General features: G+C 31.4%; 27 protein-coding genes. 2 read left to right on the forward strand and 25 right to left on the reverse strand.

Going from position 1 to position 26,182, the window contains the following annotated elements; translation table 11 throughout:
- Positions 1–215: 215 nt before the first annotated feature.
- From HMPREF0072_RS00815 to HMPREF0072_RS00830, 4 genes are all read right to left on the reverse strand, one after another.
- The gene (locus tag HMPREF0072_RS00815; RefSeq protein ID WP_004826788.1) at positions 216–1,679 is read right to left on the reverse strand and encodes a VapE domain-containing protein; all 1,464 of its coding nucleotides are present in this window, start codon (positions 1,677–1,679) and stop codon (positions 216–218) included.
- A 117-nt stretch (positions 1,680–1,796) separates the two neighbouring features.
- A complete protein-coding gene (locus HMPREF0072_RS00820) occupies positions 1,797–2,159 on the reverse strand; it encodes a plasmid mobilization protein (protein WP_004826789.1) in 363 nt (120 codons plus the stop codon).
- Positions 2,152–3,276 (reverse strand): site-specific integrase, encoded by a 1,125-nt coding sequence (locus HMPREF0072_RS00825; protein ID WP_019116620.1) that lies wholly within the window; start codon positions 3,274–3,276, stop codon positions 2,152–2,154. Before HMPREF0072_RS00825 ends, HMPREF0072_RS00820 begins: the two co-directional genes overlap by 8 nt.
- A 1-nt stretch (position 3,277) precedes the next feature.
- On the reverse strand, positions 3,278–3,472 hold the full coding sequence (locus HMPREF0072_RS00830; protein ID WP_004826791.1) for a hypothetical protein: 195 nt from the start codon (positions 3,470–3,472) through the stop codon (positions 3,278–3,280).
- A gap of 261 nt (positions 3,473–3,733) precedes the next feature.
- Between HMPREF0072_RS00830 and HMPREF0072_RS00835 the strand changes: the two genes are divergently transcribed.
- Positions 3,734–4,165: a helix-turn-helix domain-containing protein gene (locus tag HMPREF0072_RS00835; protein ID WP_004826792.1), complete on the forward strand. Its 432-nt coding sequence runs from the start codon at positions 3,734–3,736 to the stop codon at positions 4,163–4,165.
- Between the two features lie 427 nt (positions 4,166–4,592).
- Here HMPREF0072_RS00835 and HMPREF0072_RS00840 read toward each other — a convergent pair whose 3' ends face one another.
- From HMPREF0072_RS00840 to HMPREF0072_RS00885, 10 genes are all read right to left on the reverse strand, one after another.
- Positions 4,593–5,444, reverse strand: coding sequence for a MerR family transcriptional regulator (locus HMPREF0072_RS00840; RefSeq protein ID WP_004826793.1), 852 nt, complete (start codon positions 5,442–5,444; stop codon positions 4,593–4,595).
- Positions 5,445–5,887: 443 nt separating this feature from the next.
- Positions 5,888–8,161, reverse strand: a complete 2,274-nt coding sequence (locus HMPREF0072_RS00845; protein ID WP_004826794.1) for a hypothetical protein — start codon at positions 8,159–8,161, stop codon at positions 5,888–5,890.
- A 320-nt stretch (positions 8,162–8,481) separates the two neighbouring features.
- Positions 8,482–9,720 carry a tyrosine-type recombinase/integrase gene (locus HMPREF0072_RS00850; protein ID WP_004826795.1) on the reverse strand — a complete coding sequence of 413 codons (1,239 nt, stop codon included), beginning with the start codon at positions 9,718–9,720 and terminating at the stop codon, positions 8,482–8,484.
- Complete coding sequence (locus tag HMPREF0072_RS00855) at positions 9,713–9,919, reverse strand: DUF3173 family protein (protein WP_004826796.1); 207 nt, start codon at positions 9,917–9,919, stop codon at positions 9,713–9,715. Before HMPREF0072_RS00855 ends, HMPREF0072_RS00850 begins: the two co-directional genes overlap by 8 nt.
- Complete coding sequence (locus HMPREF0072_RS00860; RefSeq protein ID WP_004826797.1) at positions 9,916–10,410, reverse strand: replication initiation factor domain-containing protein; 495 nt, start codon at positions 10,408–10,410, stop codon at positions 9,916–9,918. Before HMPREF0072_RS00860 ends, HMPREF0072_RS00855 begins: the two co-directional genes overlap by 4 nt.
- On the reverse strand, positions 10,407–10,604 hold the full coding sequence (locus HMPREF0072_RS00865; RefSeq protein WP_004826798.1) for a replication initiation factor domain-containing protein: 198 nt from the start codon (positions 10,602–10,604) through the stop codon (positions 10,407–10,409). Before HMPREF0072_RS00865 ends, HMPREF0072_RS00860 begins: the two co-directional genes overlap by 4 nt.
- Positions 10,585–11,106 carry a hypothetical protein gene (locus HMPREF0072_RS00870; protein WP_039930922.1) on the reverse strand — a complete coding sequence of 174 codons (522 nt, stop codon included), beginning with the start codon at positions 11,104–11,106 and terminating at the stop codon, positions 10,585–10,587. Before HMPREF0072_RS00870 ends, HMPREF0072_RS00865 begins: the two co-directional genes overlap by 20 nt.
- A gap of 115 nt (positions 11,107–11,221) precedes the next feature.
- Entirely contained in the window at positions 11,222–12,514 is a 1,293-nt protein-coding gene (locus tag HMPREF0072_RS00875; RefSeq protein WP_004826800.1) for an ATP-binding protein, read from the reverse strand.
- Complete coding sequence (locus tag HMPREF0072_RS00880) at positions 12,511–12,855, reverse strand: hypothetical protein (protein ID WP_004826801.1); 345 nt, start codon at positions 12,853–12,855, stop codon at positions 12,511–12,513. The genes HMPREF0072_RS00875 and HMPREF0072_RS00880 overlap by 4 nt, the downstream gene beginning before the upstream one ends.
- Positions 12,852–13,226, reverse strand: a complete 375-nt coding sequence (locus HMPREF0072_RS00885) for a hypothetical protein (RefSeq protein WP_004826802.1) — start codon at positions 13,224–13,226, stop codon at positions 12,852–12,854. Before HMPREF0072_RS00885 ends, HMPREF0072_RS00880 begins: the two co-directional genes overlap by 4 nt.
- Positions 13,227–13,523: 297 nt before the next feature.
- On the opposite strand from HMPREF0072_RS00885, the gene HMPREF0072_RS00890 reads away from it, so the two are divergent.
- Entirely contained in the window at positions 13,524–14,591 is a 1,068-nt protein-coding gene (locus HMPREF0072_RS00890; RefSeq protein ID WP_004826803.1) for a hypothetical protein, read from the forward strand.
- Between the two features lie 5 nt (positions 14,592–14,596).
- Here the strand turns inward: HMPREF0072_RS00890 and HMPREF0072_RS11210 are convergent, their stop codons facing one another.
- The 11 genes from HMPREF0072_RS11210 to HMPREF0072_RS00945 form a co-directional block, all read right to left on the reverse strand.
- Positions 14,597–15,193 (reverse strand): restriction endonuclease subunit S, encoded by a 597-nt coding sequence (locus HMPREF0072_RS11210; RefSeq protein ID WP_081447013.1) that lies wholly within the window; start codon positions 15,191–15,193, stop codon positions 14,597–14,599.
- The gene (locus HMPREF0072_RS00900; RefSeq protein WP_004826805.1) at positions 15,178–15,726 is read right to left on the reverse strand and encodes a restriction endonuclease subunit S; all 549 of its coding nucleotides are present in this window, start codon (positions 15,724–15,726) and stop codon (positions 15,178–15,180) included. Before HMPREF0072_RS00900 ends, HMPREF0072_RS11210 begins: the two co-directional genes overlap by 16 nt.
- 1 nt (position 15,727) lies before the next feature.
- The gene (locus HMPREF0072_RS00905; protein ID WP_004826806.1) at positions 15,728–17,656 is read right to left on the reverse strand and encodes an HsdM family class I SAM-dependent methyltransferase; all 1,929 of its coding nucleotides are present in this window, start codon (positions 17,654–17,656) and stop codon (positions 15,728–15,730) included.
- Positions 17,657–18,026: 370 nt separating this feature from the next.
- Positions 18,027–19,559, reverse strand: a complete 1,533-nt coding sequence (guaA, locus tag HMPREF0072_RS00910; RefSeq protein WP_039930923.1) for a glutamine-hydrolyzing GMP synthase — start codon at positions 19,557–19,559, stop codon at positions 18,027–18,029.
- A gap of 19 nt (positions 19,560–19,578) precedes the next feature.
- A complete protein-coding gene (locus HMPREF0072_RS00915; RefSeq protein WP_004826808.1) occupies positions 19,579–20,409 on the reverse strand; it encodes a pyruvate, water dikinase regulatory protein in 831 nt (276 codons plus the stop codon).
- A 9-nt stretch (positions 20,410–20,418) separates the two neighbouring features.
- The gene (gene glyS / locus HMPREF0072_RS00920) at positions 20,419–22,482 is read right to left on the reverse strand and encodes a glycine--tRNA ligase subunit beta (RefSeq protein WP_004826809.1); all 2,064 of its coding nucleotides are present in this window, start codon (positions 22,480–22,482) and stop codon (positions 20,419–20,421) included.
- Complete coding sequence (gene glyQ, locus HMPREF0072_RS00925; RefSeq protein WP_004826810.1) at positions 22,475–23,356, reverse strand: glycine--tRNA ligase subunit alpha; 882 nt, start codon at positions 23,354–23,356, stop codon at positions 22,475–22,477. Before glyQ ends, glyS begins: the two co-directional genes overlap by 8 nt.
- A complete protein-coding gene (gene recO, locus HMPREF0072_RS00930; protein ID WP_004826811.1) occupies positions 23,346–24,122 on the reverse strand; it encodes a DNA repair protein RecO in 777 nt (258 codons plus the stop codon). Before recO ends, glyQ begins: the two co-directional genes overlap by 11 nt.
- Positions 24,103–24,990 carry a GTPase Era gene (gene era, locus HMPREF0072_RS00935; RefSeq protein WP_004826812.1) on the reverse strand — a complete coding sequence of 296 codons (888 nt, stop codon included), beginning with the start codon at positions 24,988–24,990 and terminating at the stop codon, positions 24,103–24,105. The genes recO and era overlap by 20 nt, the downstream gene beginning before the upstream one ends.
- Positions 24,987–25,376, reverse strand: a complete 390-nt coding sequence (gene cdd, locus HMPREF0072_RS00940; RefSeq protein ID WP_004826813.1) for a cytidine deaminase — start codon at positions 25,374–25,376, stop codon at positions 24,987–24,989. The genes era and cdd overlap by 4 nt, the downstream gene beginning before the upstream one ends.
- Positions 25,373–26,179, reverse strand: coding sequence for a diacylglycerol kinase (locus HMPREF0072_RS00945; protein WP_004826814.1), 807 nt, complete (start codon positions 26,177–26,179; stop codon positions 25,373–25,375). Before HMPREF0072_RS00945 ends, cdd begins: the two co-directional genes overlap by 4 nt.
- Positions 26,180–26,182: the final 3 nt, after the last annotated feature.

Consider the following 26,182-nt stretch of genomic DNA (forward strand, 5'->3'; position numbering starts at 1 on the left):
TTAACAAATCTAAAATTTATTTTTTAATATTTTTTCAAATAGACATTAATAAGTGTAACTGTAACTTACAAAATAAAAACTTCCAAAATTAGGCAAGCTTGTTTTAAGAGTCTGTTTCAACCCCTTATTATCAAGCCATTAATTTATGTAATCCTAATTTAAGAAGATTTATAACGGTGGGTTACAGGTTACAAAGTTACATCTGCATTTTTCACTTAATTTTCTGTATCTATTTCTAATTGATTTTCTTTTTGCCATTCTTCTGGCAAAAACTTCTTATCAACTTCTATAAAGTCAGTTTTGTATTCTTCTTTCTTTTCATAATATAGTTTTACTGGAATTGAGACTCCACTTGGTGATATTCTCTTGGTCTTTGATGACCTAACTGGAATCCATTCTTGGAAATAATTATCCATAATCTCTGAAAAAGATTTCGATTTTATTTGGAAGCCTTGCATGGTTAATTCTTTGAAACAAGTTATATTAGGATCTGCACTTTTTGGCTTATATTCTTCTAGTAAATACCTAATGTCTTCCACATCTGGGTTTAGATATTTGAATTTTTCTTGTTCCTTATACAAGTCTTTTAAGAGATTTTTTGGTATAGTCCATGCGTGGGTCTTGTTTTTGAAAATTTCATATCCTAAGGCCAATGCCTGATTAAAATCTTCTCTTATGCGTGACATATATTCTTTGTCTGAGATTTTTTCTTTATTATTTTTATCTGGATATATAGTCCTTATTCTTTGATTCGAATTACATTCAACAGGTAAATATCTTCTTTCTCCAGTATGGTCATTAAGAAAAGTTCTTTCGTTTAATGTCCCTATAAAGATGCAAGTTCTTGGCACGTCTGTTGCATATTTTTCGTAGGGTATCCTTATCCTATCGCTTAATTTTGATAAAAAAGATTTAGCTTCATTAGCCGATTTTGCATTTCTTAAAGCAACGAATTCTTCGATTTCAACAACAGTTTTACCGATAAGGTTCATGATAGCATCCTTGCCTTGAATGTTTTCTATTGTGCAAAACCAATCGTCTGTTATGGACAGGTATCTTGCAAAAGTCGATTTGCCTATACCTTGTCCACCAACTAAAACAATCATCTCATCAAGCTTAGATCCTGGATTAAAAATTCTTTTTATCATACCCAATATCATATGTTCCATTATCCAATTGTTAAGCTCTGTATCATTCGCTCCCAAATACCTTGGTAATAGTTTTCTAATTGCATTTTTATCTCCATTCCATTTTAAATTTTGAAGATATTGCTTTGGCGGACTCACTTCATATTGATGAGCTACAAAACGAATAGCCTCCCACATTTTATTGGCATTATAATTAATTCCAAAATGTTTTTCTATCTCTAAGCCTAGTCTATTGTTCAAAGAATCATCCCAAAGTCGTATTTGATTTTCCTTTATATTTCTTTCTCCGATAATTTTCCCCTGGAATTTTATTTCATTGGTAAATTTATCAAAGAATATTTGTCCATCAATGATTTTTTGGTTTTGACAATATTTTGGATTTAAAATAGCAGTTACAATATTCCCAGTAATTTGTCTAACCGTCCCCTTATCTGTAGTTTGTAAGTCTAAAAAGGCGTAAGTCTGATCTATTTCCGGGAATTTTAATTTAATATCTGTCATAAGCCTCACTCCTTTTCTTTTTACAACCATCTAATCTATTTATTGTTTTATATGTGTTTTCCATTTTATCCTCCTGTCTGGTATAAATAAGACTCCTGTGGTAAAATGAACTTGTCTAGAGAACACTTCTCACAGGAGTGTATGCCTTTACTCTTTGTAGTAGGGGCTTTTTTCTTTTTTGATTTCTTCATATATTTCTAAAATATAGATTAAAATATCAGCTTCATCGTCATTGAGTTTGCCGAACTTTTTAATAACTTTTGCTAGTTGAAATATTTCCTTGGCTATATTATCAGAAAGTCTGTAATCACTTACTAACTTAACTTCGTGATTTAATAGCATTTGAATAAAATAATCTTGCTTTTTAAGTCCACTTATTTCTATCTTTTTGTTTATTAGTTCATATTCTTCTTCAGATACCCTAAAATTTAAAATGCGATTTCTTTTTCTATTTTTCTCTTTATTTCTAGTTTTTTGTGAAATTTTATCTAATGAATGTCTTCTAAACATCTTTATCGTCCTCTTCTAATAAATCTTTCCAATCATTTGCCTTGTTATTTCTTACTTGCGTTAAAGACAAAGCCATTTCTTTTTGCTTGCTAGGGAAGAGATGAGCATATCTATAGGTGATGTCAATTGATTCATGTCCAACCCTATCAGCTATTGCAGTTGCAGAAAATCCAAGTTCAATCAAGAGTGAAACATGAGAATGCCTTAAATCATGTATTCGAATTCTTTTTACTTGAGATTTCTTAGAGCCCCTATCCATTTCATGGTGTAGGTAGCTCTTAGAAAAATTAAATATTAAGTCTTTGGGTTTTAACTTATAAAAACTTTCTATATATTCTTTGATCTCATCAGTTAAAAATTCAGGCATAACTATTGTCCTTATACTTTTTTTAGTCTTAGGAGCAGTTATTACATTTTTCCCATCTATCCTTTGTAAAGATTCATCAATTTTTAATGTATGCCTTTCAAAATCAAATTTCTCTTTTGTTAAGGCTAATAATTCTCCCATCCTAAGACCACACCAATACAAAAGTTCAAAAGCATAGAATGACTCAGGTTTATCTTTAATAGCTTCTATAAATCTTTCATATTCATCTTGAGTCCAAAATAGCATTTCATCAGCTTCTTTTTCTCCCATAGACCCAACATCACGAGCAACATTAGTTTTTAAATTGTAGTACCTACAGGCATGATTTAAGATACTTGATAATTGGGCATGAATAGTTCTCAAATAGGTAGGAGAGTACTTTTTCCCATTCTTATCCTTAATCTTCATAAGCTCATTTTGCCATTGAATGATGGTTACATTATTAATCTCATTAAGCATTAAATCACCTATATAGGGAAGTATTTTTTGATTTACAATTGCTTCTTTTGTCCTCCAAGTATTTTCTCTTATTCTTGGTTTTCTATCCCTCTTATAAAGTTCAAAAAACTCCCTAAAGCTCATCTCAATTGATTCAGAATGTTGATTTAAGAATTCTTGTTCCCATTTTAAAGCTTCTTTTTTTGTTAAAAATCCACGTTTTTTCTTAGTTAATTTTTCTCCTTTCCAGTTGGTGTAATTAAATTTACAAAACCAAGTCTTGTTCCCGCTTTCATCTCTAAATGCTGGCACTTTAAACCTCCTTTGCATTCGTTGGTTTATAGCAATACTTTTCCATAAAGTATTCTCTATTTACCTTTCCTCTTTGCACACGATACCCTAATTTAAGTAGGTCTTGATTCATATCGTTTATAATCTGATATGCTGTTGTCCTACTTACATCAAGAAAATCTTGTACATCTTTTGCATTCATAAAAATACCTTTCATAATGTCCTCCTTTTATAGTTTGTAAGGTTCTACATCCTCAAAAGGGCGAGCATTAATTTTTATATCTTACATTTTCCGTTCAATATCGAACGGTATGTATATATAATAACAGTTCATATTTGTTCTGTCAAGTTTTTTCTATTTATTTTTTTCTAAAATATTCAGATACTTGCAAATATTTACAACAGAACAGTTTTGTTGAGCTTTTGTTCATTTTGTGATAAAATATTTATAGTTATTGTGAAATAAGGAGGAGTTAGTTTGATTTCTGGAGAAAAATTAAAAAAGTTAAGACTTATGCGAAACTTAACTCAAAAAGAACTCGCTATTAAGTCTGGTTTGACAGATGCTGCCATAAGAAATTATGAACTTGGAAATAGATCTCCAAGTAAAGAACAATTACAAAAAATATCTGAAGCACTTGATTGTGATATATCAGCATTAATTAATCACGAACCTAATTCTATTTTTGAAATAATGCATATAATTTTTGATTATGAAAAAGATATGAAGTTTAGACCCTTAGCAGACGAAGGAGAAATTACTGGACTTTTGTCAAATGATGTAGATTTCAATAATTTTCTTATAGAATGGAATGAGATGAGAAAGAAGCATTATAACGATGAGATAACAGACGAAGAATTTGAAGATTGGAAGTTATCTTACCCTAAAAAATCAAGATTTTTAAAATAAAAATATGTACGCAAAAAGACCGCAGCTTGAAACTACGGTCTAATTTTTTGTCCGAATGTAAACCACTTGGAACTATTATTCAATTTATTCTTTTTAACAAATGTTCCCATTTTAATCTCATTTACAGTTTTTAATCTTCTGTAACTATTGATTTTACAAGTTTTTTTAGTTTTTTTGCTACTTCTTTTAAAATGTACTATACATCTAAAACCGTTCAAAATACAAGGTTCTTTTTTATAATTTCGTTAATCCGTATAAATATAATACGTTTTAAATTTTTTAATCCTGTCCTTGTCCCAAAGCCTTAATCTCAATCTATTTTCTAACCGTATTTGATACAATTAAACTATTTATCTTGGCCCTGAAACTCTTTACATTTGGGCATAAAAAAAGCACCTACTAAAGGTAAGTAGATGCTTAGCTATGATTATTGATATTTATTATTTAGATACTTTTCATTTGCCTTTAACAACTTTTTATAGTAATTATCATAGCTTTTGCTAAATTTTCTAATAAGTGGAATTGCTATTTCATAATATTGATTTTCCTTCATAAAGTTTTTAAGCTTATCCTGGATCTGTTTCATCATGCTATTTTGATACTCTTCACTATTTTTATAGGTTTCATATTGAGAAATTACATCCTCATTATCTTTCATCCACTTTTCAAAACTCTCTATAGCATCGAGTTTAGCCTGATTCACATCTCTTAAGGTTTTCATATCAAAGGATGAGCTAATATTCTCAATATATTTTTTCTCTTCTTCAGTTAATTCAAAAGTAGGAAGCCAATCAAGATAAGCTATATATTTGTAAAAGTAATCCTTACCATCATCTTCTAATGGTTCATTCAAAAATGGTTGATAGGCAGCAAATAACATTTGTCCAAAATATCCCGGAAAAGCAATTTCTAGTTTTTCATAGATATTTTCTTCCACCTCAAGTAGCGAAACTTTCTCATTGATTAGTTCATTACTTTCACCTTTAACAATCATTTCTAGTATTTTTTTTCTTTTTTCATCAAGGTCCAATTGATGTTGTTTTTCCCTTAAAACAGAAGACAGACTATTTCCACCTGACGATATACACTGATAAATATCTGAGATACTCATTCCCAATTTTCTAAATATAGATACCTTTTTTAGAATCTCTAAATCCTTTATACTATAGTCTCTATAACCATTCTCAGATTTCTGAGGATTGATAAGTCCTTTATCCTCATAATACTCTATTGCCTTCCTAGTTAGACCCGTTTCTTTTTGAATTTCACTTCTTAACATGGTTATATACCTCCTTTGATTAAAGGATAACACGGTCCCCAACGGTCAGGTCAAGCCCTATACATATATAAAATTCCCACTTATCTATAAACCAAAACAGTGTCTGACCATTTTTGCAAAGTGCTTATTTTCTTTTTGATAAATCTTATTCAAACAAACACTAAAATCGACATTTTATTGTCGCATAATTTACTTGTTTGCTATATAATCTAAATGTTCCATCAAGTATTCTGTCATAGTCTTAATAAATTTCACTATTTTATTTACCTTAATTAATGACCTAATTTATAACAACTTGCATAATTATATAAAATCAAGATTTTTAAAATGAAAATATGTAGGCAAAAAGACCGCAGCTTCAAACTACGGTCTAATTTTTTGTCCAAATTTAAACCACTTGGAACTATTATTTACATACCACCCGGTTGTTAGTTTTCTGCACCTTATACTTCATTGTAGCTATTACTATTAGTCAATATTGAATTAATTCTGTATCTAATCATATATAATGCTAACATGGTAACTTTAAAAGCAAATTTAAGCATATAACCTTCAAAATAATCTCTTCCATGAATACATTCATTTCTAATATTTAGAGAGTTACTATTATACATAAAGTGATATACGAATAATAAATCCGGAGCACTCTCTAAACCATCCAACTCCTCGTATACATCTTCTATTAGCTCTCTTAATATAGAACTTGGATCTTTAAATTTCATAAATTCACGTACATTTTCTTTAAATGGCACAATCCCAAATAACTTTCCAAGTTTTCTAATCTCAATTTCTAACAAAGGAAAAAGTTGAGTTAAGTGACCTAGAGAAATTTGTTCATTAAATGGAATTAATCTGACTCCAATAATTTTTTCTAACAATTCATATAACTCTTTTTCTTTATTAAATAAATTAATTACGAAATATACGTTATTTATATATGTATCATGCATAGCAGAAACATAAATATCTGCATCTAAAATATTTATAAATTTATATCCATATTTTTCTATAATTTTCTCAACCTGTTTTCTTAAGATATTGTCTGTTTCATGTCTATCAAAATTTATACCAGTGTCTTTAATTGGAAATATATTGTTTATTTCAATTCTATTAACCATATACATTAATGAATGATTAGAAGTTCTTTCAAGAACTGATATTAAATCATCAACTTTAGCTAGAACGGTACTATTAGCTACAATAATGGGATTCTCCAAAATACTTTTATTGTATTTTTCTACTTCTTCTGTGGAAATCTGGGTACAATATGTAAATTCCTGAAGATTCTTTACTTGTTCTTGGTATTTACTTTTTTCCCAATACTCTTGAAGATTTATCATATCTTGTTTCACAATTCTTTTATCAACAATTTGATTAGTTTGATTAACAGATATGAGAAATAACATCGCGTGGTAGAATATATTCGCAACCAAAGTATCATTAACATCTTTTATTAACTTCAAGAACCTATCCTTAGTTTCATCATAATAAATTTGATTAATATATCTTGCTATATCTATATTTTTTAAGTATTGCGTCAAATTTGGAATATCGTTGATATCCAAAATAGTCCTATATTCATTTTCTATGTAATCTTTTACGCTTTGAATTTGATCTCTATGTAGAGGAAAAGAGGAACGGAGTCTCATTAAGAGATTTACAGAAGTTATAGAGTGTAAACTTTTATAGAATTCTTTTATTACTTCTGTTTTATCTATCCTATCCATAGCTCCTTGATCAAATAGCATAGTCAATATTTCATAGGTTGAAGAAGTCAATATTTCATAGTCCTCACCTTTACTAATCAGTTCTAAAAACAAGTTACAATGATCCTCAATAGTCTCTATATTTGGAGCTTTTTGATTTAATAAGAAATCAACAGATTCTATTACAAAATCAGAAATCCTATTGTTAAAATAGTTTTTTAACTGTTTTAATAAATCCGGAGTCCAATCTTTATAGTTTGGAACTATAATATCTCCATTTGAATACATAGGGATTACTTCTCCATTCCTTATTGAAATCTGGATCATGTCTAATAAAGTATCTTCCTGCCAAGTTAAGTTAGTCCCTCTATCAAATGATTGAAAATTGAAACAGTTTTCTGAGAGTAATTTATCACCATACTTCTCAAAGAAATTTTCTGAAAGGCCATAAACTACACGATTTAGATTATCTTCTATGTTTCGTTTTATTCTTCCAAAGTCTTTTAATTTTATTTTTTCTAAATATAAAATTATCTCTTCTTTATCATAATCAAATTCTTGCATATTGAGTGCTTGATGAAAGTTTCGCTGATTCATGAATCGATTATCAATAATATACTTTGACTTATTTCCTGAATTTTGTAATTTAGTTAACCAAACTGATAAAAGTAGGACTTTAGAAAACTCGCTACTTACATTTTTCTCACAGTTCTCTCTTTCTGTTGCTCCTACATAATATTTTGATATTTCATAAATCTCTTGTAACAATATTGTTCTAAATTGAAAGTTAAAATCACATACCTCTAAAATGTTAGTAAAATTTCTTAAGATACGAATCAAAGAATTACTTCTATTTTGATACTCAATGTACGAGCCTACGTCTGACAAATTATAATTATCTTCAATATATTCAATAAACCATTGCCAGCTCTGACTTTGTTCCAATATCCCCTCAACAAATTTAACATGAATTTCATGATCTAAATAGTTTTTGTATTTTACTTCTGACAATTCTCTACCCCCCTTACTATTAAGTAATCCTTATATCTATTATTTTAATATAGATTATTACCATTACTTTTAGATAATTAATATTTGAATATAGAAATAGCCCCAGTACAAAGACCAGGGCTATCGCTTTTTTCTAAACCACTTGGAACTATTATTCAATTTATTCTTTTTTAATTCCAGTACCATTTGAGTACCAGTAGCCATTTTTTATTCTCTATATAGCTTGGAATTAAGCCATTTTAGAAAATTTTGCGATTACTCCCATTCAATAGCAACTAAGATATTAAACACTGTTGTTTTCAACACTTTAAGCATTGCTATTAGATTTTGGCAGGATTTTGGCAGGAATCACTACTATTATATTTAATAAACTGATTTCCATTGAACTCCACCATTGATTTTTTTGGATTATCAAACTTAATAATTCCACTCATTTTTTTAGCTAAGCTTCGGTCTCTATTAGGCCAAAGATGACTATAATGTTTTAATGTTATCTCTGGTCCTGAATGCCCCAATCTATTACTTACTGTTAAAATATCTGCATTAAAATGATTGATCAAATAGCTTACATGAGAGTGCCTCAACCCCTTAGCCTGAATCCTCTTAACATTAGCCAATTTAGCATGTCTATTAATAATTCTATGAATTGTATTCCTTCTAATAGGTTTGTCACAATAACTTATTATAAATTTGCTAACTCCGTATTTCTTCTGAGTGCTTTTCCATCTTTTTAATATGTTGATTGTTGAGTCATCTAATGATATAATTCTATTACCAGAATCTGTTTTGGTTCTGTTTTTTATCGTATAGGAGCTAGGACTACTTAAATCAATTGTAGAATTAATTGTAAGGGTCTTGTCTTTGAAATTTACTTTATTCCATGTTAAAGCCTGACCCTCTCCTACCCTTATACCTGTATTAAAATAGAGCCACAACATTACAAATCCCATGTGCTCATATAAATCGTCTAAACAAAAGGTAGAGATTACTTTTTGAAATTCATCTAAAGTCCAAAACGGCACATATATTTTTTCTTTGGGTATAGATTTGGTTTTCTTGCTTACATTCTCATGAACAAATTCTAAAGTTACAGCATAATCTAATATTTGTCTAAGGCATCCATATATCATTGAAGCATAAGTTTTACTATAATCACTATTATTGATAAGATCAGATTTAAATGCTTCACATTTTCTAACATTTATATCTTCAATCTTAGCATTAGCAAAGTATTTTTGAACTTTTCTTATTATATGAATCTTTGTTCTAAACGTAGAATCTTGCACCTTTGCTTTATAGTGTCCTATAAAATATTTTTCTATGAAATCTTCTAATTTTATTCCATTTGCAAATATCCCTTGAGACTCTACATATTTTCTCTTTAGATAAATAGAATAGTCATAGCATGATTTCGCTGTACTAAAATTTTTTCCATTATTATCCTTACGACCTTTTTTTTGAATTCTCTTGCCAGTTATATTATCTATTCCTAATTCTACCTGATAAAAAAATTTTCCGTTTTTATCCTTATAAACACAAGGATATTTAGTTTTACTCATTATGTTCCCCCTTATCGTCTAGGGAAACTCCAATTATTTTTTCAACGTAGGATTTAGGCACACAACCTATCCTTGTTCCATTATATAATGAATAACCGTCATTTACAAGCTCTTTCTTTGCTCTTTGTATAATAACCTTAGCTTGATGCTCTTTAAATCCAATATCTATCAAGTCGTCTTTAGTAACCATCATCTTCATTCACCATCCTTTCTCCATGGCGGGGCTTTGCCCAAATAATTTTTTTCGTGTTTCTTAAGCCAAATTAACACATCATCTTTTACCGTATATTTTTTATATTCATCTACTAGAAATATAATAAAATCATATAACTCATCAAATCCATATAGATATTGAATCTTATAGAATATAGAAAATAAGCCGCTATTGTTGATAATATATTCAATCGACCTATCAAGATCATTATCTCTAGGTGAAGGTAATGACAATGTGTAATTCATATCTTCTAACTCATCAATCATCAACTTAGTTATTTTATGAGGTTTATTTGATCTCGTATAAAAAAACATATATCTACTAAGAATTGAACATAAAAGTACTTCTTTTAATTCTTTATCGTTCTTGCACTCAAGTATCATATCTGTTATCTGATGAGCATATTCACTAGAAAATTCTGCTTCTAACCTCACCCAGTCATTTACATTTTTGGCAATATGTCTATAAGGTTTCATGATAACTGCTCCTTCTTTTTATCATAAATTCTCAACAAAACTTTTGAATTTCGTTTCCTTGAGCCAATATAGAGTGTCTCTGCATTAAAATTATTAGATACATCACTTATCTTAGAAGGATTTCTAGGATATCTTTTCTTTTTATTTTCATTAACAACTCTGTCATATAAATTCTTATATTTGGATTTTCCCATATCTCACCTCAGTTCTTCCACATTGAATTGATTTTGATAACTGACTTACTGATAGGCCTTCGTCTATAAAATCAACACAAATATCTAATCTTGAAAGCCTACACTTAAAATAGGTAGTTTTTATCATTTTTAAAAATCTCCTGATATTCATTGGTTTATTATAAGTATTGGTATAATTCTCACAATATATTTTCCAGGCTGTGGCACTAAAATATATGATTACACACATATTAGGCATAGCCTCATTATATGCTATCGAAAAATAGAACAGCGCATTTTTTACATAATATCCCTTAGTATAGCCTGCTGGTAATTTGAAATTAATATATTTACCAACATTTGCATCTACTAAGGATAATTTTCCTAATATACTTTCAATTTTTGTACAACTATTAAATATATTTATTATTTTTGGCGCTACTAACAATCTCCAACTTTCAAAATCAAACTTTTCATTCGGAATCAATATTAATGTAAATTGATCCACACCTAATTTCATCATTTTAAACCTCCAAATCTGTATATGCCAACAACTATAACCTATTATCTCCATATGTGGAGCGTGGCTATTAGAATACCCACGCTCTTAGTTACTGATACGCTACGCGTATCAGTAACTAAGTTTTTAGGAATCTACAGAAAGGGAATACAAATAGTTTAGGAGATTCTATCTTCGCAAGTTTCGGACAAGAGAAGAATCCCATTCCTGGTTTTAAATTTAAACTAGGTATATTTGCAGACTGTGAAAATAACGTTCTATACGTTAAATCATCTGATTCACTAAGAACTATCCTTATAACTAATTGTTCAGTTATTGCTCTAGGTACTGTTTCAGCCGAAAACCTTTGTAATACCAAAAACACAAAGAAACCTAATTGTCTACCCATAAACACTATATTAGATAACAATGATTCAATATAATCCCTATCTTTCTTTGCCAAAGTATTCCATGAAGCTCTTAATGCTCCAAACTCATCAATCACTAATATGCTAGCTGGTAGCCCCAAATCTCTATAATCAAAATTAGATTTTTTATCGAAAAATTCCTGTAAATCTTCCTTTCTCTGAACCATATCATTATAAAATTTTTCTATCATTGATATAGCACCCTCTTTATCAGCATAAAATCCTTGTTTTAAATTATGCTTTCCAAATGATAATAAATCGGCAGACTTTGGATCAATAAGATAAACTAAATGTTTAATTTCTTTATTTAAAATCTGAATAAGTAAAGACTGTAACATAAAGCTCTTTCCACCACCAGTTTGAGCAGCAATACCCATATGGTGAAATGGTAGAACATCATTATCTGATAATCTAAACGAATAATCATTTATACCAGTTTTAGACCAAGCTAAATAATCTTTAATACTATCAAATACTAATTGACTAAACATTTCTTTAGAGGATATCTCATAAATGTATGTGTTGCCATCATTACTTAAATACTGTTGTGTAACTATATAATCACTTAAAGCTCCATTAAGCCTTATATCTTCTAGTTTCTTATCAAACTTAATATTGTTTTCTATACTTATAATTCCTTGATTTAGATTACCGCCATCTATAAATTCCACCTTAACAAGTGGCAATATCAGAACATTAAAAACTTTGTTTTCAATATAATATTTACTATCTATAAGCTGTTTTCTTAACTTTTTACTTATCCTATAATGTATAAAAGCATACTTAAGACCACGATTTAAACTATTCCTATAAGACCATGACATTAACAAAATAACTAATATGCAAACTGCAATTATTAAAAATAGATTTACAAAAACATCGTTATTCACAATTTTATATTTTACTAATAAAGGACTTAGAATTTGTAATCCTAGAAATAGTATCAAGCATATAATTATGATTAACATAGCAAAAGTACCTCTAATATATCTTGGAGTCCTCATTTAGAGAACTCCACATCTTCAGCAGTTATAGAAAGATTATTTCTATACTCTCCATAAACATTACATTTAGGATTTATCATTTTAACTCTAGAAAACTTTTCATATGGTTTTGCTTTACCCTCAACTTTAATAATTATTTGTTCACCTTCGTTAAGTTTAGTAGCACCTTCACCATAATTTGTTTTATCAGAAACAATCATACATTTGTATTTGGTTCCTTTAGGTTCAGTAGGTTTAGCATTTTCGTAGTCAACCCAATCTTCATTTGCTATAACCATTATGTCTTTATCTTTAAAAAACGCACTGGCATTAAATGCCATAAATTTATTTAAACCTTTCATATTAAACCTCTTTTTTCTAAATCAATTAATATCCAAAACACTTCTCTAATACACTCATTTGAAGTAATGTCTCCATGATTAAAAAGTCTATTAAGCAATTTTTTAATATTTGAATACTCATTATTCAAAATGTTATATTTATTGATTATGTCATAGATTGCGTTATAATCATTTATTCTATAATCTCCATTAACATCTAGTCCAAAATATCCATGCGTATAACAGATTGCCTTTAATAAAGTTTCAGCTGCTTGATAGCTGTCATAATTTTCTTTTTTTAAACTTTCTGTTATTATGGATTTTATTATTACCATTTTAGACCTTAACTCTAAATATTTATTTAAACTTTCAATTAAATTTTTTGTATGCATTATTTGTCCTTTCAGTTCGGTAATTCTTATAAAATTAAGACATTAAACCATGTTCAATTTATAAACCTCCTTGTAAAACATGATTCACATCACCTGGTACTTATATTGTACGAGACAGATACATCACATCCCAAATAATTTGATTCTTTTGTTTATCAAAGTATATTACTTATATATCAACATTTATACAGGTTTTATAACCGTTTTATTTTTAAATTAACATCACATTTATCAAAAAAATACATCACACCACGAAAAAGTTACACCATGTATTTGAATTAAAGAAAGGTTATTATTATGAATGAATTAGAAATCAATAAATTTTACGACTCAGTAAGAAAGTTTTATGACATTAAAACAAACAATCAACATGCATTTAGAATATTATCTAGCAGAAGACTTAAAAAGTTTTATTCTGAATTGAAAAATATAAAACTAAAGGAATTAAAATATAAAAATGTAAATGATATATGGGTAGATTTAACAGAGAATGAACGAATGAGTTATATGATTTCAATCAAAGATCGTATATTTGATAGTTATCTTGATAAAAGTAAACATAAAAAAGCAAATGATAAAATTATTAAACACTATAGCGTAGTTTTAGATAACGCTATTTCTGCATATAATCATGATAAAAATAGAGAAGATGTTGCTTATAAGATTTACTATAATCCAAATAATCTAATAAATTCTTATAACGAACAAAAAATAGACGCAGAAAAATACTTTCCACACATCAATTTTCCATCTTTTGAAGAATGGTGTAAAATTAACAAAAATTTATATGAATCTTCAAATAAATATATAATAGAGTCTCATAAAGATTTTGATTCCTGGTATAAAGAAAATAAATTACTAGAAGATTGGGCTATTGAAAATAAAGATCTTTATGAACAAATAAAATCAAACTGTCCATATAGTTATAAGTCTGATAATATACCAAGTATAAGATTTAAAGATTGGTATAGAAATTTTTCCTATAGAAGTCTAAGACTTTATGATCTTGATATGCAATTTAAGGAGGAACTAAACCATACTTTGCAACTGGATGATAGCAATGATTACAAATTGGATCTTGATAATATAGATAATAATATCATATATTATGATAGTTATCTATTCAAAAGATATGTCAATGTGACTATAATGACTATAATAAAAGCATTAAAATATAAAGGAATTGAAATTCACACAGATGAAATTATTAAAAATCTTTATATTGTTAATGATACTTATAAAGATGATTATGAAGCTTGTATTCAAGAATTTTATAAAGCTAACGAAAAAATTAAAGCATTAGATTTTATAGAAATCAGCGAAAAAAAAGAGTTTGATCCATTTAATAATAAAAACAGGCGATAATATATTTATCCGCCTGTTTTACTTATTTTATCCCCAAAAGGTAAAGATTTTATATATTTTTCCATAAAATCCCAATCAGGTATATAACCATCAGAAGAATAAGTTCTATTTTTATCTATAATAGGATTGTCATCTGAATTCCTCTTGATTGGGAGTTCTAAAATTAAATCTGGTAAAGTTTTATTAGCTTGCCTACCATAATTATATTTATATTTATTTTTTTCTATAATAGTAGTCAAAAAAAGTTTCACTAAATCAGATAGTTCTTCTTTAGATTCAAGAGTATACAAATCTCGGCCACTATAAAATTCTTTATTCTGTAAAAAGGTAGATAATACACTACCACCGCCTGCTACTGTAAGTAAACCTGGTTTTTGTGGTATTACATCATCAATTAATTCTACAATTGCAGAAACGCCATTGTTCTCTGCTGTTCTTGAGACAAAATTAATACCATTATTTACTTCTATACATTTATTTAGCTCAAGATTAACACCATATTTTACATTAAATATGTCTTTAACTTTAAATTCCTTCCATAAATCAATATTAAGATTATACGATATATTATTATAATTTTTTGTTATTAAAGAATCTCTAATAGAGCTTTGACTCTCTCTCTCTCTCTGGTTTCAAGCCTTTCTATAAAATTTTCCATGTATTCCCAGTCAGGAATATATCCTTCCTTGTTAAATTGTTTATCTTTATCAATTACAAAACAATCATTTTTATCAACTTTTGCAGGTAATTTTATAACTTCGTCTTTTAATTTATTCAATACTCTAGCTCTACCATATGAATATTTGAAAATTTCTAAATTTAATACTGTGCATATAAATAGGGCACTTTTTTCGTTCATTTTAGGATTTCTTAACGTATAAACTTTGTTGCCTGTAGCAAAATCATATCTTTGGTAAAATGCTATAACCCCTTCTGCCCCTATTGTTATGCAATCTCCTTTCGTTATTCTATCATTTGACACATCAACATAACAATCAACACCATTATTAAGTCCAGTTCTTGAAATGAAAGGAACTTTTCCTTCTTCTAAATCATTTTTAATAGATAATTTAGTTGTTTGTGGATTTAATAGTTTTCCAACATTAAATTCTTTCCAATTATCAAGTTCAATCATCTTAAATTACCCCATCTTTTATAAGGAATGCATAATAGTTCCTAATAGTTTTTTCAAAATCTGCTTCTGTCAAAGTTGAGTAATCGGTTTTCATATATGCTTCTGCCAGCCATTCATCATTATGATCCACCTTTGCAGTTGCACTCAAGCCTTCAACTACTTTTTTATTTCTGTATAAGTCTAGCCATTTTTCTTCAATTTTTTTCCATAAAGATTCATCTTCTTTACTAAATTGTTCGACTCTTCCAAGATTTTTTCGCTTTATAAAACCATCATCTTTATAATAGCCAAAGAATGTCTCTCTTATACTACCATCAGCCGAAATATGTGGTCTTCCTAATGTAAAAACCATACAACAAGCAGATACTGATGCTCCAGGGTAAAATACTTCATTAGGTAAGGTAAAAACAGCTTCTAATGTATTGTCTTCTAACATTTTTTCTTTTGCTGATTTTAATATATTATTTGAACCAATGGCAGCTGATACAGGTAATAGTATAGCTAACTTTACTTCTTTCTTGGCCTTTCCATCATTTACCCTATTAATATTAATCTTCTTAACACAATCTGAAATAAATTCAGCAAACGAAAATCCTTTGCTAGGATCTTCTTTCCCATTTATTTGATTAGGTTTCCAGCCTATTTTGTATTTTCCTGGTATCGTTCTAGGCTTAGCATTGTAAGGAGGATTCATTAAAACAATATCTGGGTTTGCTTCAATAAAAAATTCCTCACTATCAAATAAAGAAGCTAATTTTATATTGGAGTTACCATCACCGTGAATTAACATGTTAGTAGTTGATAAACCAAACGCTGTTTCTTCAATTTCAACACCATATATATTGTTTTTCTTAATATTTTCTTTTAAAATTTGTTTTTCTGCATCTGTAATTCGTGCTTTATCACAGTCAGCTAACTCCTTAACCATTGCTTGTACTAAAAAAGACCCTGAACCACAAGCACCATCAAATACCCTTTTATACCTGTCCACTTCTGTTATTCTACACATAAACTCTGTAATATGATCGGGTGTGAATGCTTGATTCTTATCATCTTTCCCTGTGTATTTATTAAATGCTATGAAAAATAAATTAAGTATATCTTGACCTTCGTCTGAGTCTTCATCAATATAAGCATAAATATTTTCTAAGATATATGATAGTATTCCTACCCAATCCTTTATATCCAAGGCTTTAACTTTTTGATTATTCAATACGTTTTTTTGAAGCAACTCTATCTTCTTTGCTTTATTATCTGATCCATCCAATAAATTCTCAAGAGTTTCTTTAATTGAACCTATAATTCCAGACGGTTTATTGTAAGACCAATAATCCCTTAACTCTTCTACCGCTTTATCATCAATTGTTATGAAACCTCTTTGTTTTACCACATCTTTTATATATAACAAAGAAGAACCGACAAATTGACTTCTTAATTTTTCGGGTATGTCTTTTTTATGTAAAAGTTCGTTAAGTGCATAGGTGTTTTTTAAAACTTTTTCCCTGTCATTCTGTTTGCTTGCATTGAATAATGAAGTGTAATACTCCATAGTATCGATGACATTTTCATTATTAAGTAATGTTTCGTCAGATATTTTGTTTTTCCAAATCTTGAATTTATCATTATTTGTATTAGCCAAAATAGCAATTATTTTTTTAGTATTGAATAAAACTTTTTCTTCATCAACATATTGTCTGAGTTGTTCTTTATCAGATTCAACAAAATCAGCTTTTGTTTCTACTAGAACAACAACTCCTCTTTCTCTATTTTCAAATCTAATATCTAGTTTAAAATGATCAGGAGTATATCCTAGTAAATTTACTAGTTTGTCCCTAGAACCAGCTGCTTTAACATATGAGAATTCGCCGCCCTCAATATTAGATGTTTTATATTCATTGCCTATTCTATTAACTATATCGTGCCTTTGCATGCTTTCTCCACTCTAATTTATAATCCTGTGTCTATCTCTTATAATATACCAATTTTTAACATTTTTTACATACTGAACTTACGACGAAATTCAATTCAAATCATAGATTTTCGGTTGAAATTCGTCTAAGCGTACATTTTCTCGCATTCAAAATAAGCGTCCTTTAGCATTTGACATAGCAAGTCATTTTATTATACTTACTATATCAAATGCTAAAAGACGCAATGTAAAAAACTACGTTTTTCTCAATTTTATAAATCCTTGGCAGGATTTTGGCAGGGATCTATATATCAATTCATTTGATTTCATTGACTTTCATCATTTAAAAACGTTGAAATTTAGAGTTTCCCATTCAAATCATTTTATATATTTATTCCCATTCAATTGTTCCTGGTGGTTTGCTGGTTATGTCGTAGACTATTCTGCCTACTCCTTCTACCTCGTTTATCATTCTGTTTGATAGGGTTTGAAGGAGGTCGTATGGGAGGTTGGCGGCTTCTACTGTCATGGCGTCTGTGGAGGTGACGGCTCTGATGGCTACAACGTTGTCGTAGCTTCTGGCGTCGCCTTTTACTCCTACGGTTTTAATTGGGGTCCATACTGTGAAGTATTGCCATATGTCTTCATTTAAGCCGAAGTTTTTAACTTCTTCTCTTAGGATGGCGTCGGTTTCTCTGACTATCCTTAGTTTGTCTTCTGTGATGTCTCCCATGACTCTGATGCCGAGGCCTGGTCCTGGGAATGGTTGGCGCCATACCATGTCGTGTGGGATGCCTATGGCTTCTCCTACGGCTCTTACTTCGTCTTTAAAGAGCATTCTTAGTGGCTCTACTAGACCTTTGAAGTCCATGTCTTCTGGTAGACCACCTACATTGTGGTGGCTTTTGATGACACTTGCCTTATCTTTTCCAGATTCTATTACGTCTGGGTAGATGGTGCCTTGGACTAGGTAGCTTGCTCCACCAATTTTTTTGGCTTCTTCTTCGAATACTTCAACAAAGTGGTTGCCGATTATTTTTCTCTTGGTTTCTGGGTCTGATACTCCTTTTAGGAGGTCTAAAAATTCTTTAGACTTATCTACCATTTTGACGTTTAGGCCAAGATTTTTGTAGGTTTCCATTACAGATTTGGCTTCATCTTTTCTGAGTAGTCCATGGTCTACGAAGATACATTGGAGCTTATCTCCGATTGCTTTTGAGACTATGGTTGCTGCAACAGAGCTGTCTACCCCACCTGATAGGCCGCAGATCATTTTTTCGCCTGCGTATTTATTTTTGATTTCTTCTATAATTTCTGTGGCGAAGTCTGCCATTTTCCAAGTTTTTTCTGCCTGGCATATGTTTAATACGAAGTTTTCTAAGATTTCCCTGCCATATTCAGAATGAACTACTTCTGGGTGAAATTGCACAGAATAGATTTGCTTTTTATCATTTTCCATGGCTGCAATTTCTGTATTTGCTGTCTTTGCTGTTGCCTTAAAGCCATCAGCAATTTTTGCTACCCTATCTCTATGGTTCATCCAGATTATTGATTCTTCTGGAATATTTTTGAATAGTTCTGAATTTGTGTCTACTTGTAATTCTGTTTTTCCATATTCTGCGAGGTTTGGTGTTTCAACTTCCCCACCAAATACAAAGTTTATAAATTGGTGACCATAGCAGATACCCAATACTGGTACTCCTAGGTCAAAGATTTTCTCATCTGCCCTTGGGCTTTCTTCGTTGTTTACTGATTGTGGACCACCTGTTAGGATTATTCCTGCAAGATTGTTTAAATCAAGATCTTTAAGGTCGGTGTCGCATTCGTGTAGTTCTGCAAATACACCCATTTCCCTAACACGTCTTACAATTAGTTGGTCATACTGACCACCAAAATTTAATACTAGGATTTTTTCTTTTGACATAGTCTTCCCTTCTTGAGTCTTAGCTCTTTTCTTCCCTTTCCTCTGGGAATTTTTCAAAGTAATATTCGATAATTTCTGTAGCTGTTTGTTCGATTGTATTTTCTGTTACATCTATTACCTTGCAATCAAGGTCTTTGAAGACCTCCATGGCATAGTCAAGTTCGTATTTGATTCTTTCCTTGTCAAAATACTTACTTTCTCCCATTAGACCAAGTGTTTTTGTCCTTTGAGACCTGATGTTAGAAAGTTTATCTGGATCAATTACAAGACCTATTACCCTGTCAGGATCAACCTCGAATAGTTCTTGAGGGATTTCTGATTCTGGCAAGAGGGGTAGGTTTGATACCTTGAAATTTTTAGTGGCTAGGATCATGGTTGTGGGAGTTTTTGATGTTCTGGATACGCCAACTAAGACTATATCAGAGTCCAAAAATCCCCTTGGATCCTTTCCATCATCATATTTAATAGCAAATTCTATAGCATTTATCATATTGAAATAGCCGGTAGATAGGGTCCTTGTGAGACCCGGTTGCCTGATTGCCTTCATGCCTGTCAATTCTTCAAATTTATTTATACCATAGGAGAGGATGTCAAGCACAATTATATTTTCTTTTTTTGCCCTAGCTCTTAGGTGGAGGGCTAGGTCCTTATTCGCTATTGTCATTACAATTACAGATTCCTTATCTAGGCCATCCATAATTATATCTAGCTCAGCCTTACTACTTATATCCGGTTTTCTAATTACCCTTGTTTCTAGGTCTGGAAATTGGCTGGTAACGGATTTTATATAGTTGATTGCAGTCTCTCCTGTCGAATCACTTATAATTACAATCGTTAAAACATCTTCCATCACTATCTCCTATCTTACTATCTCAGAAATATCAAAAATTTTAGCCATTCTTCTCTTGAGTAAGTTTAGCATGGCTAGCCTATTATTTTTAACTTCTTCATTGTCTACATTTATCATTGTGTTGTCTAGATAGTCATTTCCTACTAAGCTTGTGGCTTGGATATTTTCTAATTCTTTCTTATAGTCAGCGCTGCTTACAAGACCAAAGTTTTCGAGTTTTGTTATTTCCTCGTAGAATTTTCTTTCAAGGTCTGTTTCAAGGAGGTCTTCTCTGATTTCTCTATCTTCACTTTCCTTGGTTAGGTTGTTTATCCTAATTAAATATGAAAGCGAATCATCATTTTCTCCTATGAAGTCGCTGACAGCCTTAACTTTTTCACTCATTTTCAAAATATTTGTGAAGTTTGTATTTATTACTGAATTTACGATATCATACCTGTAGCCATCATCTAATAGCTTGTTTTTAAGCCTATCTTTGATGAAGGTTAGGGTCTCATCCATGGTTTTATCGTAGTCAAAGGCTAGGGCGTTAATCTCTGTATAAACCAAAAGAGCCTCAGCTATTAACTTTTTGATATCAACGTCGATACCATTTTCTAAGATTATATTAATTATTCCAAGGGCTGCCCTTCTTAAACCGAATGGGTCACGACTACCTGTTACATAATTTTCTATAGCATAAAGACCAACTATGGAGTCCATCTTATCAGCTATGGCAAGTAGGATGCCTACTACAGATTTAGGTGTCTCTGAATTTTGGTTTTTAGGTAGGTATTGTTCCTTGATAGCTGTGGCTACTCTTTGGTTTTCGCCAGAATTTAGGGCGTAGATTGCACCCATAGTTCCCTGAAGCTCAGTAAATTCTACAACCATCCTTGTTACAAGGTCTGCCTTTGACAAGTAGGCTGCTCTTTTAGCATCTTCTGCTATATCGTCACCAAGACTTAGTTCTTTTTGATAGCTTGTCGCAAGCTCAACAAGTCTTTTTGTTTTCTGACCCATATTGCCAAGGCCTTCAAAAAATACAAGGTTATCAAGGTCTTTAACATAAGATTCTAATGTATTAGCTGCATCTAGGTCATAGAAGAATTTAGCATCTTCAAGCCTTGCAACTAAAACTTTTTTATTTCCTTCAATTACATTTTGACTTTCATAGTCATCCCCATTTCTGACTAGGCAGAAATAAGGAAGAAGTTTTTTCTTATCATCAAGGATAGGAAAATATCTTTGGTGGTCCTTCATAGGAGTAGTAATTACTTCCCTAGGTAGTTCTAGGTAGGAATGATCAATTTCACCAACTAGGACTGTAGGATATTCAACGATATTTACTACCTCATCTAGGAGGTCTTCGTCTTTCATATATTCACCACCAACTTGGCTAGATACAGAATTTAGCCCCTTAAGGATAATATCTCTTCTGTCCTTACCCCTTAGAATTACGTAATTTTCTTTTAGTTTTGCTTCATATTCTGAAATGTTTTCTATAACAATCTTATCAGAGCCAAGTGTCCTGTGACCCTTAGTAATGTTACCTACTTCAATGCCTTCAGCATCAAAATCGAGAACCTTATCATCCAATAATGAAACAAACCACCTGATTGGTCTGGCCCATCTGATTGACTTACCTCCCCACCTCATTGATCTTGGGAAAGAAATTGATTTTACAATTTCATAGACATTTTCTTTTAGGATTTCCTCTAAGGACTTGCTTTTTTCCTTCTTTTCAACAAAGACGTAGTCTTCGCCCTTTTGCTCTTTGATAATCACATCAGAAAGCTCTGCCTTTTGGCCCTTAAGGAAGCCAAGAAGAGCTCTTGATGGATTATTATCCTCATCATAGGCAATCTTTGCACTTGGTCCCCTAACAGAAATCACTTCTTGCTGGGCAGTTTCTGCCACGTTTTTTAAAAGGACCATAAATCTTCTTGGGGTAGATTCGATTTCTACATCTTCGTAGGATAATTTATTTTCAGATAAAAGTTTTTCAAATTTTTCCTTTAATTGGATTTTGGTATTTTTGACATAATCTGAAGGTATTTCTTCTACTCCAATTTCTAATAGGTAATTATGCATGCTTTTCCTTTCTTAAGAGAGGGAAGCCAAGCTCTTCTCTTTTTTCAATGTATTTTTGGGCTACTAGACTTGATATGTCTCTAACTCTTTTGATATAGTGGTTTCTTTCTGAAACAGAAATTGCTCCCTTGGCATCAAGGGTATTAAAGGTGTGGCTGGTTTTTAGAACATTATCATAGGCTGGATAAATCAAACCAAGCTCAATTAACCTTTCTGCTTCTTTTTCATAAATATTAAATAAGGTTTCTAGGGTTTCATTATCCGCATCTTCGAAAGAATATTTTGAATTTTCATATTCTGGAAGTTTGAAAACATCACCGTAGGTTAGGTTTTCTGACCATTTAATGTCATAAACATTATCAACGTCTTGAAGGTACATACAAATTCTTTCAAGGCCAATGGTAATCTCCCCACTTTCAAGGGCACAGTTGATACCACCTACTTGTTGGAAATATGTAAATTGGGTAATTTCCATTCCATCAAGCCATACTTCCCAACCAAGTCCCCAAGCACCGAGGGTTGGAGATTCCCAGTTGTCTTCAACAAACCTAATATCGTGTTTTTTTGGATCTATGCCTATGGTTTCAAGACATTTTAGGTATAAATCTTGGATATTAGATGGAGTTGGTTTTAACAAAATTTGCATCTGGTGGTGTTGGTAAAGCCTGTTTGGGTTTTCCCCGTACCTACCATCTGCAGGTCTTCTGGATGGTTCAACATAGCAAACCTTCCATGGTTCAGGACCAAGAGCCCTTAAAAATGTGTGAGGGTTCATAGTTCCTGCACCCTTTTCGATGTCGTATGGAATCATGACCGAACAACCTTGTTCTTTCCAATACTCCTCTAGTTTTAATATTAAATCTTCAAAGTACATTTACATTCCTTTCGAGCGCCTTTTTGACCCATTCAAGCGACGGATAGGTCGCAAGGTCTAGGTTTTTTAGGCAATAGTCTATTATTATTTTGCCAATTTTTGGATAAGCTTCTACCAATTTTATATCTTCAAGTTCTTCAGATTTTGTATAAAGAAGCTTATTGAAATACACAAATTCTTCATAGGTCATAAAGACCCTATCAAAAATCTGATCTTTACACTCATCACAAATTGCTGATGACTCACTTGGTGAAAAATACAAGTATTTACCCCTTATATTTTTACCACATATGCCACAAGTTTTAAAGTTTGGTTTGAAACCTGAAAATGAAATATATTTTAGAAGAAAGCCTAAAAATATATTCACTTGGTTTTTTTTCGCCTCTTCGAAGGCATCAAAGCTATTTGTAAGGAGGGTAAAAACCGTTCCGATCTGGATATGATCAATAGTCCTAAGTAATAAATCGCAGATTGCAGATTTATATAATATTATATCAAAATTTTTATTTGATTTGTAGTAGGGATTTAAAACAATTCCCTCCCTCAAACCATAAAATTCCTTGCCGGACTTATATAGGTCAAAGGAAGCTAGGATAAACCTGGTTGTAAGGGCTAAGTTTTTAGAATTTTTCTTTAAAACACCCTGGCAAGATATGGAAATTTTGCCCATGGTTTCTGTGAAAACTTCGATAATTTTGGAAGATTCCTTGTAATTAAATTCCCTGAGGACTATGCCCCTTATATTCTTAAGGTCTGCCGTAGCCAAACCTATCCACCAACTTTTCTTTCTTGCGCCAATCTTTTTCTACCTTGACCCAAAGCTGGAGATTGACCTTGCTATCTAAAAAGGTCTCTATCTCGCTTCTTGCGTCAATGCCGATTTGCTTTATCATTTTACCGTTTTTGCCGATAACAATCTGCTTATGAGAATTTTTTTCCACAATGATTGTTGCCCTTATATCTATTAGAGGCTTGTCATCTCTCTGTTTAAAATCATCAATCCTAACTGCAAGACCATGAGGGACCTCTTCTGAAAGAAGTCTTAGGGCCTTTTCCCTGATGATTTCCGAAACCACAAACCTCTCGGTCTTGTCGGTGATCATGTCCCTGTCATAGTAGGCCGGGCCATCATCTAGGTAGGATTTTACCCCATCTATATAGGTGTGCACATTGGTATCGTCCAAGGCGGAAATGGCTATTATTTTATCAAAAAGTCCCACCTCTTCATAAAGATTTTTTATCTCTTCAATTTCCTCTTCATTTAAAAGGTCGATTTTATTTATAAGAAGAATTATAGGAACTCTGACTTTTCTAAGTTCGTCAATTATCATCTGATCAAGCTTGCCAATCTCCTTAGACTCATCAACCACATAGGTTACGACGTCTGATTCATTTAAGGAATCCTTAGAAAAACTTAAAAGTCTTTCTTGAAGAACATTTCTTGGCTTTTGGATGCCAGGCGTATCTATAAAAATAAGCTGGCTATCTTCGTCGTTATATATTATATTTATCTTATCTCTGGTAGTTTGAGGCTTATTTGAAATGATGGAAATCTTCTCTTTTAGAATTTTTTCCATAAGAGTCGATTTGCCAACATTTGCCCTACCAACTACTGATATAAATCCTGATTTCATTCTAAATCCTTTTTACTAAAACTTTCTGGCAAGAGGTCTTCGATGGTATAAGTCTTGTAGTTTTCAGAATCCTTTGCCACAACTATCCTCGTATCACCATCTGCAAATTCTCTTATAAATTGTCTGCAAACTCCACATGGATAGGTGTAGTCACTATCGCCAGTTATCACTATGTAGGCAAAATCTCTTTCCCCCTGGGTAATGGCTGTAGAAAGAGCATTTCTTTCAGCGCAAAGACTTGGAGAATAGGCAGCATTTTCTACATTTACACCCTCAAAAATCTTGCCTGACTTAGTCATTACGACACAAGCCACATGGAAATTTGAGTAGGGTGCATAGGCCCTTTCCTTAAGGTCTAAGGCTTTTTTTATTAAATCCTTAATCATGAAAATATCCCAAATATAGCCATAGCCATGGATGTACCAAGAATGGCTCCTCTCACAATTTCTCTTGCAGAGTGGATATCAGCCTCGTACCTAGACTCGGCAACTATTAAGGCAAGGACTACAAGAAGAAGCCTTACCAAGGGTTCTTTCACCATAAGAATCCCAACAGTTGCAAGGCAAAAGGCAACAGATGTGTGGCCTGAAACAAAGCCACCCTTAAAGGCTGTGCCGTGGCCCTCATAGAAAACTCCCTTAAGAAAAATTGTCAAAATTATTACCAGAGATATGGCAATTAAAGCCAAATGCGATGGTCGTCTTGCAATTTTTAGGATTACTGAATCATAAAAATTTAAAAACTTGTCAAAAAATATTAGATAGCCGACAAAGCCTGCATTCAAGGCTGCAACAAAGGTCGCAGCTGCTGACACATCCTTACCTGCCTTGGCAAGTTTTGAGAACTTACCCCCACTTGCCAAATCTACTACCTCTTCTAAGGCTGTATTTAAAAGCTCAAGGGCAATAACAAAGGCAATGGAGAATACTAAAAACATCATCTCAACCCTAGATAGGTTGAAAAATAAAGATGCGATTAGGACTAGGATTGATGCTAGGATGTGAAATTTCATATTTTTTTCGTGGTTAATAGCATAAACCAGCCCCTCATAGGCATAGTCAAAACCTTTCAAGAATTTTTGCCCGTGAGTTAATTTAAGGGGCTCAAAGTCTTCGCCCTCGCCTTTTTTCAACTCATCAAGAATCTCTTTTTTTAAATTTTCTTTAAGTTCGTCGTAGTTTTTATCCATTAA

The organism is Anaerococcus lactolyticus ATCC 51172, from assembly GCF_000156575.1.
Classification (GTDB): domain Bacteria; phylum Bacillota; class Clostridia; order Tissierellales; family Peptoniphilaceae; genus Anaerococcus; species Anaerococcus lactolyticus.